Origin of the sequence: Aliirhizobium wenxiniae (genome assembly GCF_014201355.1) — a bacterium.
Classification (GTDB): Bacteria; Pseudomonadota; Alphaproteobacteria; order Rhizobiales; family Rhizobiaceae; genus Neorhizobium; species Neorhizobium wenxiniae.
Genome location: NZ_JACHEG010000002.1, coordinates 1,221,180 through 1,232,940 on the forward strand (window position 1 = coordinate 1,221,180; position 11,761 = coordinate 1,232,940).

Genomic DNA, 11,761 nt, shown 5'->3' on the forward strand with positions numbered 1-11,761 from the left:
CAGGAAAAATAAAAAATCGCTTGACTCTGTTTTGACCCTCGAAGGTCCGGCCGGAATGAACGCAAAAGCCAAACTAATGCCCGTAAGTCTCTAATAAACCTGCATTTTCCTTGTCACGCATATGACACGAAACCGTTATTGAGCCGAGCAACGACCGGTTGAAAAGGCAGAATCAAAGAAAGCCCGGTCGTTAGACCAGGCTCTCTTAAAACTTTGAAATTGATAGCCGGCTTAGGCGGAAAGTGCCTTCACGCGAGCAGCAAGACGAGACACCTTGCGGGATGCCGTGTTGCTGTGAAGAACGCCCTTGGTAGCGGCGCGAGCGATCTCAGGCTGAGCAGCCTTGAGTGCTTCAGCAGCAACAGATACGTCACCGGTTGCGATAGCTTCTTCAACCTTACGGATGAAGCCGCGAACGCGCGAACGGCGAGCCTTGTTGACTGCGGTGCGGCGAGCGATCTTGCGGGTCGCTTTTTTCGCCGAAGTTGTATTGGCCATTTCATGCCTCTCTACGAATTCGAACCAACACTCCACCGTTGCCGCCGGTCCTGCGACCCATCATCCAGCAATTCGGGAGCAATAGAGGAAGCCGCATAAAGGCTTTCCCAACTGTGGGCGGGCATATAGCGGGAATACCTGCCCCAGTCAACGCGCTTTTTAAGCCTCTACCTATTGGAAAAGGCGGGTTTGCGCTTTTCGACAAAGGCGGCCATGCCTTCCTTCTGGTCGGCGGTGGCAAACAGCGACTGGAATACACGGCGCTCGAAACGCAGCCCTTCAGCAAGCGTTACCTCAAAGGACCGGTTGACGGCCTCCTTCGCCATCAGCGTGGCGGCACGCGGGAACCCGGCAATCTTCTCTGCGGCGGCCAGCGTTTCGTCCATCAGCCTGTCGGCGTCCACCACACGCGATACGAGTCCCGCGCGCTCGGCTTCTGCGGCATCCATCATCCGGCCGGTCAGGACCAGGTCCATGGCCTTGGCCTTACCAACGGCACGCGTGAGGCGCTGCGAGCCGCCCATGCCCGGAATGACGCCGAGCGTGATCTCCGGCTGGCCGAATTTCGCCGTGTCGGACGCAATGATGAAGTCGCACATCATGGCAAGCTCGCAGCCTCCCCCGAGCGCGAAACCGGAAACGGCGGCGATCAGCGGCTTGCGGAAGGCGGCCACGGCGTCCCAGCCGGAGATGAAGTCACCGACATAGGCGTCGACAAATTCGAGCGACTGCATTTCCTTGATGTCGGCGCCGGCGGCAAAGGCCTTTTCGGAACCGGTGAGGACGACGACGGCAACACTCTCGTCATTGTCATAGGCGCTCAGCGCCGCCGTCAACTCGGTCATGACGACCGAATTCAGCGCGTTGAGTGCCTTGGGACGGTTGAGCGTGACAATCGCGACCGCTCCGCGGGTTTCGGTCAGTATCGTCTCGTAGTCGGATTCAAGGGTCACCGGGTTATCCTCCAAAATCGTCGGCGGCTTATTTCTGGCAGGCCTGGCAATAAAAGGTCGACCTGCCGGATTGCGTGATGCGTTCAACGGTACCGTTGCAGCCTGGCATGCGACAAGCCCCGCCCTCGCGATCATAGACAGAGAAGGAATGCTGGAAATAACCGAGCGATCCATCCGTCTGGATGTGATCGCGCAGGGACGAGCCTCCGGCGGCGATGGCATCGGCAATCACGGCGCGGATTGCCTCGGTCAGCAACAGCAATTCCTTTTTGGGCTTTCCTTTCGGCGTCACCAGCGTGCCCGACTGGCGTTTGGGTGACAGATGCGACCGCCACAGGGCTTCACAGACATAGATATTGCCGAGACCGGCGATTACCGTCTGGTCGAGAAGCGCGCCTTTCAGCGGTTGGTTTTTGCCGCTCAGGCGCCCGGCCAGATAATCGGCATCAAGAGCATTGCCGGTCGGCTCCGGCCCGAGCTCGGCAAAGGCCGGATAAAGATCGAGTTCGCTGCGCTTCCACAGATGCATGAAGCCGAAACGGCGCGGGTCGTTATAGATGACCTTCTGCGCTCTGCCGTCACGCTCGACATGGAAGATGACATGGTCATGCTTACTGTCTTTCGAGCGGGCATGATGAAAGTCGCCCTGAACCTCATCCTCGATGCGGAACGATCCCGACATGCCGAGATGGCTGATGACCGTCAGGTTATCCTCCAGATCAATCAGCAGATATTTTGCACGTCGGCCGAGGGAGACGATATGGCGTCCGGCAACCCGTTCGGCAAAGGCTTCAGGAAACGGAAAACGAAGATCGGGGCGGTTCTGTTGAAGCCGCGTCAAAAGCGCGCCTTCCATGACCGGAGCAAGCCCCCTTCTCACGGTCTCGACCTCTGGCAATTCGGGCATGGATACCTAACTTCCTGTTTCAACAACCGCGCCGGTGATCTATAGACCGGACGGACAATTGATTTACCGACCGGGCCATCCACCACATAGCGATCCACAATCGGTTTCGCTACCATCGGAGACCCAAGGAAAAAGACGTTAAGGAGTAACCGATGACCGATGCCCGAACCGGCGCCCATGGCGGAATGGAAACCTCCTATGGCTTCCGCCAGGTGGCCGACGGAGAAAAGCAGGGTCTGGTCAACGACGTCTTTCACAAGGTCGCCAAGCGCTACGACATCATGAATGACGTGATGTCGGCCGGCATGCACCGCGTCTGGAAGGATGCGATGATCGCAGCGCTCTCGCCGCGCAAGGAAGAAGGCTACAAGACACTCGACGTTGCCGGCGGCACCGGCGACATCGCCTTCCGCATCGTGGAAGCCTCCGGCCGCAAGGCACATACCACGGTTCTCGATATCAACGGTTCGATGCTTGCCGTCGGCGCAGAACGTGCCGCGAAGAAGAAGCTTTCAGACAATCTCGATTTCGTCGAGGCCAATGCGGAATCGCTGCCTTTCGAAAACAATTCCTTCGACGCCTATACGGTCGCCTTCGGCATTCGCAACGTGCCGCGCATCGATGTGGCTTTGTCGGAAGCCTATCGCGTGCTGAAGCGCGGCGGACGGCTTCTGGTTCTGGAATTCTCCGAAGTCGAGATGCCGTTGCTCGACAAGTTCTATGAAGAATGGTCGTTCAAGGCGATCCCGCAATTCGGCAAGATGATCACCGGCGATGCCGAACCCTATCAGTATCTGGTGGAATCGATCCGCAAATTCCCCAACCAGGAGAATTTCGCCACGATGATCCGCGAGGCCGGTTTTTCACGCGTAAGCTATACCAATTACACCGGCGGCATCGCTGCGCTGCATTCCGGCTGGAAGCTCTAAGGCATGAGCACGATCGGCGCCTATTTCCGGCTCGCCCGTGTCGGCTGGGTCCTTGTCCGCGAAGGTGTGGTTTCCGCGCTTCCGACCGAAGACATGCCGCCGGCTGTCGGCTTTGCCAAATCGATGCTCGAGCCGCTCGCGCGCTTTCGGGCGAAAAAGCAGGCACGCAGCGAGAGGCTGACGCGCGCCGTCGATCGGCTCGGGCCGTCCTATGTGAAGATCGGCCAGTTTCTTGCCACGCGTCCGGATGTCGTCGGCGTCGACTGGGCTGTCGATCTTGCCATGCTGCAGGACCGCATGGCGTTTTTCCCGACGGAAGCCGCCAAGAATGCGATCCAGACTTCGCTCGGTCGTCCGATCGAAGATCTCTACACGTCCTTCGAAGAACCGATTGCCGCCGCTTCCATCGCGCAGGTTCATCCGGCGCATGTCCACGGCAAACAGGTTGCCGTGAAGGTCGTGCGCCCCGGGGTGCGCCAGCGTTTTGCCCATGACATCGAGGGCATGTATGTGGTTGCCCGCATGCAGGAGCGGCTTCTGCCCTCCAGCCGGCGTCTTCGCCCGATCGAGGTCACACGCACGCTCGAACAGACGACCAAGATGGAAATGGACCTGCGCCTCGAGGCGGCGGCCCTTTCCGAGATTGCCGAAAATACCAAGGATGATCCGGGTTTTCGCGTTCCGACCGTCGATTGGGAGCGGACCGGCCGCGACGTCATCACCATGGAGTGGATCGACGGCATCAAGATGAACGATGTCGAGGCACTGCGTGCCGCCGGTCACAATCTGGAAAAGCTCGCCGAAGTGCTGATCCAGTCCTTCCTGCGGCATACGCTGCGCGACGGCTTCTTCCATGCAGACATGCATCCCGGCAATCTGTTCGTTGAGCGGGACGGCACGATCGTCGCCGTCGACATGGGCATTACCGGGCGACTAGGCAAGAAGGAACGGCGGTTCCTTGCCGAGATCCTATTCGGCTTCATTACCCGCGACTACATGCGCGTTGCCGAAGTGCATTTCGAGGCCGGTTACGTGCCCGGTCATCATGACGTGGCAGCCTTCGCCCAGGCGATCCGCGCGATCGGAGAGCCGATCCACGGCCAGCCGGCAGAGACGATTTCGATGGCGCGGCTTCTGGCCCTGCTGTTCGAAGTGACCGACCTTTTCGAGATGCAGACCCGGCCGGAACTGATCCTCTTGCAGAAGACGATGGTGGTGGTCGAAGGCGTGTCGCGCATGCTCAACCCGCGCTTCAACATGTGGAAGGCCTCGGAGCCGGTCGTAGGCGATTGGATCCGTGACAATCTCGGGCCGAAGCGAGTGGTCTCGGACGTGAAGGATGGCCTGAAGGCAATCGTGAAGCTTGCGGAAGCAGCCCCCGAGATCGCCGCGCAGACGGGCAAGTTCCATCAGGAACTGGTCCATATGAGCGAAAATGGCCTGCGTTTCGATCCCGAGACGGCGGAAGCGATCGGAAAGGCGGAAGCACGGCACAGCCGTTACGGAAGATGGGCGCTGTGGGTGATTGCGGCCACACTCGTCTATATCGCCGTGACGCTCTGACAGGTTTTCACGCGACATCGCCTTTCGCATTTCGGGATATCCCACGGCCGCATTTCCAATAATCTGGGAGCATGGCAAAGCAGATGTCCGAGACGAAATTTCCCATTCAGTTGACCGGCCAGCCGCTTGGCTTTGCGGAACTTCTGGTGATCGGCGATGGCCGCGCCTCGGTCAGCGCCGAGCCGGACGGCATGGCCCGCGTTCGGGCAGCAAGGGCCATTCTCGAACAGGCGATTGCAGACGGCATGCCTGTCTATGGCGCGACGACCGGCGTCGGCGCGATGAAGGATATCGAATGGTCGAGCGACGAACTCGACCAGTTCAATCTCGGCCTGGTGCGCGCCCATCATTTCGGCACCGGCGATCCCTTTCCGACCGAGGTCGTGCGCAACGCGATTGCGCTCCGGATCAATACGGCGCTGACCGGTTATGTCGGCTGCACAACGGAGTTGGTGGAGAGTTATCTCGCGCTGCTTGAGGCCGATGTCATTCCCGTCGTTCGCCGCACGGGTTCGATTGGTTGCGCCGATATCGGCCTGATGGGACAGATCGGCGCGGTTCTGACCGGTGTCGGTGAGGCCGTATACCGAGGCCGACGAATGCCCGCGACAGAAGCTTTTGCAGCGGCAGGCATTTCGCCACAGCGGATGGCGCCGCGCGACAGCCTTGCCTCACTCAGCGTCAATTCTGTAAGTTTCGCCGCCGCAGCCCGGATCATGCGCGGGGCTGCCGGTGCGTTGCGCGTATTGCTTGCCACCGGCCTCACCGCATCCGGAGCGATGGGCGCCTCGCGCGATCCCTGGCTTGCCGTCACTCATGTGGGCACGGCGCGGGAAGCGATGATCGGCTCCTGGCTGCTGAATGCCTCCCAGGGCTGGGATTGGCCGAGCGGCACCCATGTGCAGGATCCACTCAGTCTTCGAATGATCCCGCAGGTATTCGGTGCGGTGTTCGAGAGCGTGCTGACCTCCGGTCACAAGATCCTGGCGGCGACAGGCCGCTCCGACGATAATCCCGTGATTGCCGACGGCCGGGTGCTGACATCGGGCGGATCGCTGCCGCTCGACGTGACGGTGCTGATGGAATCAGCGGTGCTCTGCATGGCGCATGCGGCCCGCAATTCCTTCAACCGTTGCGTCCTTTTGGGCAACGGCCAGCGGCGCGACCTGCCGGTCAATCTCGTGCCGCCGGGCGCGATCGCCACCGGCTTCGGGCCGATCATCAAGCTTGCGGGCGATATTTATTCGCGGGTGCTTTCAATGAGCAATCCGGTCTCGGCCCAGTCGATCGTCGTGGCTGGCGGGATGGAGGACGAGGCCGCCTTCCTGCCTCTCGTGGTCGAACGTTTCGAGCGGCAGGTTCGAGCCGTCAGGCGTCTGGCGGGCCTGGAGGCGCTTCTGGCCGCACAGGCGATGGATATCCATGGCGACAAGCCGGGTGGTGCAGTCGGGCTGATCTATGAAGTGGTGCGCAAACACGCAGCCTTCTATACGGTCGATCGCGCGCTCTCGGCGGAAGTGGAAGCGATCGAAGAGGAACTTGCCTCCGACGCCTTTCTGTCGAAGCTGATCGCGATCTCGCCCATTCACGCGATCGACGATTTCTTCGCGCTTGGTGGTTTCGGCATGCAGGGTATCGAGACCTGACCGGATTTCAAGCGAAAAGCCGAACTTTCCCAGGTCTTTGCCATCGCCATACCGCGCGCCGGTCTTGATTCCGCCGAGTTCTTCATAGCTCTTTAAGGAATACATTCCTCTTCCCGGAGATTGCCTATGGCCTTGGGTCCTACGCAACGCCTGAAGGACGGTATCGCAGCCGTCGAAACCATGACCCGTTTCGCGCTTGCCGTGCTGGCACTGGCTTCGGGCGTCTATACCTATCTCGGCGTCCGCTCGATCCTCGACGGATCGCCGACCGGTGTCTTCTTCGCTGCGATCATCTACTCGGTTTCTGTCTCGGTGGGCATCTATGCCTTCTGGTCCTACATGGCGCGTTTCTACCCGCATATCACCAGCCGGACGGGCAGGACCGCGATGCTGTTCGTAATGGCGACCGGCGCGGCGATGATCCTCGCCATGTCGAGCTGGCTGAATGCGGCAGCGCTTGCGGGCTCTGCCGCCGTCGAGCAGCATCTTTCGGAAACAGTTGAAGGTTATTCCGCCGATCTGGATCGCGCCCATCAGAACGTGCTGGCGGTCCAGAGCCTTCTGCCGGATATCCAGCGCGCCTCGGAACGGTTCTCCCAGCTCGCCGCCGTCGAGCGGCAATCGGGATCGCTGACCGGCACGACGGGATCAGGCAGCGTGGTGCAGCTCCTGACCCAGATGTCGGGACAGATGAAGTCGCTCGAAGCCAATATCAACGGTTCGCGCGAGCAAGTGGCGGATCTCTTCGAGCAAGGGCAGAAGCGGCTTGAAACGATGCGTTCGCTGATTTCGGCGCCCGGCCGGATCGAGCCTCGCGCCGACCAGTTTTCGACAGAAGCGGTAGCGCTGACCGGCGTGATCAGTTCGCTTGCCCAGACCTCGATCGCCCCATCGATCCGCCGCGCGGCGGACGATCTCTCGCTCGGCTTCATTGCGCCTGTCGCAGATGGCAGCGATGCCAACCTCATCAACCGGCAGGATCAGGTGATGACGACCGTCAGAGCTTCGGTTGCGGCCCAGTCCAAGGCGCTTGCAAAAGCGGCCGACGAAATCCTAGCCAGAGCGCCGGTCGCAGAACGCCGCTTCGTGCCGCTGTCTTCGGCCGAAGCCGTGCTGCATTACGCACAGGATTTCATTCCCGCATGGGCCGGAGCCATCTCGATCGATCTTCTGCCGGGCGTGATGGTGTTCATTCTCGCCGTCGCGCATGCTTCCATCCGCAGGCAGGAGGAGAAGCTGCCCTATGCGGAGCGCATCACGGCGGCTGAACTGATGCGGGCAGTTGAAATCCAGCGCGCGCTTTCGGCCAGCGGTGTCGATCTCGAGGCTGCAGTTACCAGAGCGGAGAAGGAAGAGAGCAAGGCGGAAGGCGAAGACGCCGCCGAGGAACCGAACAACATCACCAATCTCGATCCGCGCACGCGTGGCAGGGACAGGCTGCATGACGATCGGTGAGGCCATTCGCCGGATCGATGACGGCGTGCTGATGCGCTGCGTGTTCTATGTGTTGCTGGCCGCGTCCTTGACCTTTCTGGTAATCGACGTGCGCGAGATCACCACTGCGAATGCGGAATTGCCGGGTTTCGATCCGATGCATGACGACCAGCCCGTATTACCTCCGGCGCTGACGGACGGGCGTCCTGCCTCTCCGCCGGTCGAGCCTGCGAGCCCGAGCGAGGTTTTGCGCAAGGCGATGACTTTCGAGCTCAAACCCGGCGGCGTGCTGATGGCGGAAGGGACGATCGATCCCGGTGCCGCGGGCCGTTTCGCGCAGGAGATCGAGGCTCGCGGGGAATATGTGAAAACCGTACATCTGAATTCGCCGGGCGGCTCGGTGGATGATGCGATTGCTATGTCGAAGCTCATTCGCGAGAAGAAGCTTCAGACCATAATCGCCTCGCGCGGGCTTTGCGCCTCATCCTGCCCGATCGTGTTTTCCGGCGGGGTAGAACGCATCGCGGAAAAAGAGGCCGTCATCGGCGTGCATCAGGTCTTCAACGGCAGCCGCGACCGGCCTTCCGCGGAACAAGCGATGTCGAGCGCGCAATCGACGACGGCGCGGGTTGCCCGGCATCTGGAAGAAATGGGCATAGGCTCAGCCCTGTGGCTGCACGCGCTGGAGACGCCGCCCGACCGGCTCTATTATTTGAGCGAAAAGGAAATGGCGGATTTCAAGCTGGTCACCCAGCCGATCCGGGCTGCCCGGACCGGCGGATAGCAATGGCCGCTTATCTGGCCTTACGACAGCTCAGGAAATAGGCCGTCTGTCCGGCGACCAGAGCGAGCGCCAGCATGATGCCGGTAAAGGTAATGACCGCCGACCAGCCGCCGGCACTCCAGAACTTGCCGCCGATCGAACCGGCGATGCTGGACCCCAGATAATAGGCCAGAAGGTAAAGCGAGGAGGCATGCCCCTTGTTGCTACCGGCCAGACGCCCGATCAGGGCGCTTGCCACCGCATGGGCCATGAAAAAGCCCGCCGTCAGCATGGCTATGCCGAGAATGATGAGGATGAGCGGCGATGCCAGGGTGGTCATCAGTCCAGAAAACATCAGGATAATGCCCGCCATCATCACCTGGAACTGGCCGAAACGGTCGCTCAGCGTGCCGCCGACCCAGGACGAGCCGACGCCACAGAGATAGGCGGTGAAGATCAGGCCGAGTTCTGTCTGGTTGAGGTGATAGGGTTCGACCACCAGCCGGAAGCCGGAATAGTTGTAGATGGTGACAAATGAGCCCATCAACAGAAAACCGATGAGGAAAAGCAGCGCCAGTGGGCCTTTTTTGACGTGGCCGAGCCAGGCCGAGACGTGATGGCTGGCATTGGACCGGCGCGGCTTGAAGTTGCGCGACGGCGGCAGCATGGTGAAGAAACCGATGGCAGCCGCGATGCCGAAAGCGCCGATGACGGCCAGCGCCACGCGCCAGGACAGATACTCGGCGAGAATGCCGGTGAAGACACGCCCAGACATGCCGCCCAGCGCATTGCCGGCGATATAGAGGCCCATGGCGGCACCGATCCCCTTGGGATCGATCTCTTCCGACAGATAGGCCATGGCAACGGCCGGGACGCCACCGAGCAGCAGGCCTTCCAGCGCGCGGATAACAAGGATGAGGTTCCAGCTCGGCATGACGGCGCAGGCAAGCGTGCAGAGCGAGGCCCCCATCAACGAACAGAACATCAGGCTGCGGCGACCGAAACGTTCGGAGATCGCGGCAGCACAGAAGATGGCCAGTGCAAGCAAACCCGTCGACAGCGACAGTGACAATGAGCTCATCGCCGGGCTGACTTTGAACTCGTCGGCGAAGATCGGCATCAACGGCTGCACGCAGTATAGCAGCGCAAAGGTCGAATAACCGGACATGAAAAGTGCCAGGCTAGCCTTTCGGTAGCCTGGCGTACCGCGCGTCAGATATTGCTTGGGAGGATTAGACTGAGGCGCGGTAATCGTGGGTTCTAGAATATCGATTTCGGAAGCTAAAGGACGGCTGGCGGCGGCGGACGGCATGATAAAAAGACCTTCTGGAATACGCCGAATCTAGCCAGCATGCGTTCATGTGTCCAATATATGGAGGACGCGTTCGTGATAGGTTTTGGATATGGAGCTTCGACATCTTCGTTATTTCGTCGCCGTCGCGGAAGAACTGAATTTCACCAGAGCAGCGGCAAAACTCGGCATCGGCCAACCGCCGCTCAGCCAGCAGATCCGTGACCTCGAAACGGAAATCGGCTCGCAGCTGTTTCACCGGGTGGCGCATGGCGCAGAACTGACGGCGGCGGGTGTCGCCTTTCTTGCAGAGGCGAGGATCTCGCTTGCGGCGGCGGATCACGCGAAACTTGCTGCTCAAAGGGCTGCGCGCGGCGAAACGGGCCGCCTGACACTCGGTTTTACGGCCTCCGCAACGTTTAACCCGGCCGTGACGACTATCATCCGGCAGTTTCGGGCGCGATGGCCGGAGGTTGCCCTGTCGCTGATCGAGATGAACAGCAACTGGCTGATGGAAAAGCTCTCAAGAGGTGAACTCGACGTTGCCTTCATCCGGCCGGGGCTGGAAGATCCGAAAGACGTGCGGCTGAAACGCATGGCCGACGAACAGATGCTGGTCGCGCTTCCCGCCGGCCACCCGCTTGCGGCACAAAGCCGCGTGAAGCTTGCAAGCCTTGCCGGCGAGCCTTTCATCATATTTCCGCGCAATATGGGGCTCAGCCTCTATACCGACATCCTGCAGGCCTGCAAGGAAGCCGGTTTCGAGCTGACGGTGACGCAGGAAGCCCCGCAAATCCCGTCGGTCGTCAACCTGGTTGCGGCTGGGCTCGGCGTGTCGATCGTGCCGAAATCGCTGGCGAAGATCGAAATCGACGGCGTCGTGTTTCGACCGATAGAAGGGCCTCCGCTGGTGGCGCGACTGGGGATCGCCATGATGAAGGAACAACGATCCCCGATCGCACTCAATCTTTTCGGGCTTGTTCAGACGAGCTAGTCAGCCCTTTGTCTCGCGCTCACAAAAAGTGATGCGGTTGCTGAACGGATCGATGACGGTGACTTCCAGCCCCCAAGGCGCCTGTTCCAGCCCCGGACGCATATACGGATAGTTCTTTCCGATAAGTTCTTTCTGGAAGGCCGCCGCCCCCGACATGGGGACGAAGACGCGCGCGCCGGGCGAGGCATCTCCGGCGTGTTCGGAGAGATGGATCAGCATGCCGCTGCGCGACATCTGGCAGTAAAGCGGTGCGGTGGGCGCGAAGCGATGTTCCCAATCGACGCCAAATCCGAGGAAATCCCGATAGAACTCCATCGCCTTTGCCACATCGAAAATGCGGAAGATCGGGATGGCGGGCTGGATGGTGATCGGGTCTTTTCGTTCTGTCGGAACGGCTGCTTCTATCTTTGCTGCCAGAATGTTCCAGTCGTCATAGCCGAACTGCGCCGAGACCAGTTCCAGTGCCCCACTGTGGGAGATTTCGACATTCTGTTCGGCAAGCGCCTCGCGCAGGCTTTTTGCCATTAGTTTCGCATCGCGGAAATCGCGCATGACATTATCCTTTCAACGGACGAACGGCCAAATCAGGGCCCGCATTGCTGATCCGTTCGTCATCATTGGCCGGATGGTCACGATGATGGTCGGTGGATGCGTTCACCATGGCAAAATACCGCGGGCGGCTGGCCGCATCCGGCCATGCGAATTGGTAGCGCCGCGGATTGTCGCAGGCAAGTGGCTGCCAGCCCCTCACCACATGCCATTCACCACTTGGGAGGAAAGGCG

11 protein-coding genes are annotated in these 11,761 nt (G+C 60.4%); 6 read left to right on the top strand and 5 right to left on the bottom strand.

Going from position 1 to position 11,761, the window contains the following annotated elements; all coding sequences use genetic code 11:
• Positions 1 to 231 precede the first annotated feature (231 nt).
• The 3 genes from rpsT to mutM form a co-directional block, all read right to left on the bottom strand.
• Positions 232 to 498, bottom strand: a complete 267-nt coding sequence (gene rpsT, locus HNQ72_RS13815) for a 30S ribosomal protein S20 (protein WP_112507133.1) — start codon at positions 496 to 498, stop codon at positions 232 to 234.
• Positions 499 to 665: 167 nt separating this feature from the next.
• Positions 666 to 1,451, bottom strand: a complete 786-nt coding sequence (locus tag HNQ72_RS13820) for an enoyl-CoA hydratase (protein WP_244654373.1) — start codon at positions 1,449 to 1,451, stop codon at positions 666 to 668.
• Between the two features lie 28 nt (positions 1,452 to 1,479).
• Complete coding sequence (gene mutM, locus HNQ72_RS13825; protein ID WP_183992772.1) at positions 1,480 to 2,358, bottom strand: bifunctional DNA-formamidopyrimidine glycosylase/DNA-(apurinic or apyrimidinic site) lyase; 879 nt, start codon at positions 2,356 to 2,358, stop codon at positions 1,480 to 1,482.
• A 152-nt stretch (positions 2,359 to 2,510) separates the two neighbouring features.
• Here mutM and ubiE point away from each other — a divergent pair, with 152 nt between their 5' ends.
• The 5 genes from ubiE (at position 2,511) to HNQ72_RS13850 (ending at position 8,714) form a co-directional block, all read left to right on the top strand.
• Positions 2,511 to 3,287: a bifunctional demethylmenaquinone methyltransferase/2-methoxy-6-polyprenyl-1,4-benzoquinol methylase UbiE gene (ubiE, locus tag HNQ72_RS13830; protein WP_183992773.1), complete on the top strand. Its 777-nt coding sequence runs from the start codon at positions 2,511 to 2,513 to the stop codon at positions 3,285 to 3,287.
• A 3-nt stretch (positions 3,288 to 3,290) separates the two neighbouring features.
• Entirely contained in the window at positions 3,291 to 4,850 is a 1,560-nt protein-coding gene (gene ubiB, locus HNQ72_RS13835; protein WP_183992774.1) for a 2-polyprenylphenol 6-hydroxylase, read from the top strand.
• An 83-nt stretch (positions 4,851 to 4,933) separates the two neighbouring features.
• Positions 4,934 to 6,496, top strand: coding sequence for an aromatic amino acid ammonia-lyase (locus HNQ72_RS13840; protein WP_183992775.1), 1,563 nt, complete (start codon positions 4,934 to 4,936; stop codon positions 6,494 to 6,496).
• Positions 6,497 to 6,622: 126 nt separating this feature from the next.
• Positions 6,623 to 7,951 carry a hypothetical protein gene (locus tag HNQ72_RS13845; protein WP_183992776.1) on the top strand — a complete coding sequence of 443 codons (1,329 nt, stop codon included), beginning with the start codon at positions 6,623 to 6,625 and terminating at the stop codon, positions 7,949 to 7,951.
• A complete protein-coding gene (locus HNQ72_RS13850; RefSeq protein WP_183992777.1) occupies positions 7,938 to 8,714 on the top strand; it encodes a COG3904 family protein in 777 nt (258 codons plus the stop codon). The genes HNQ72_RS13845 and HNQ72_RS13850 overlap by 14 nt, the downstream gene beginning before the upstream one ends.
• A gap of 10 nt (positions 8,715 to 8,724) precedes the next feature.
• Here HNQ72_RS13850 and HNQ72_RS13855 read toward each other — a convergent pair whose 3' ends face one another.
• Positions 8,725 to 10,005 carry an MFS transporter gene (locus HNQ72_RS13855; protein ID WP_183992778.1) on the bottom strand — a complete coding sequence of 427 codons (1,281 nt, stop codon included), beginning with the start codon at positions 10,003 to 10,005 and terminating at the stop codon, positions 8,725 to 8,727.
• Between the two features lie 91 nt (positions 10,006 to 10,096).
• Between HNQ72_RS13855 and HNQ72_RS13860 the strand changes: the two genes are divergently transcribed.
• Positions 10,097 to 10,978 carry a LysR family transcriptional regulator gene (locus HNQ72_RS13860; RefSeq protein ID WP_183992779.1) on the top strand — a complete coding sequence of 294 codons (882 nt, stop codon included), beginning with the start codon at positions 10,097 to 10,099 and terminating at the stop codon, positions 10,976 to 10,978.
• Here the strand turns inward: HNQ72_RS13860 and HNQ72_RS13865 are convergent, their stop codons facing one another.
• The gene (locus HNQ72_RS13865) at positions 10,979 to 11,530 is read right to left on the bottom strand and encodes a glyoxalase superfamily protein (RefSeq protein ID WP_183992780.1); all 552 of its coding nucleotides are present in this window, start codon (positions 11,528 to 11,530) and stop codon (positions 10,979 to 10,981) included.
• Positions 11,531 to 11,761 lie beyond the last annotated feature (231 nt).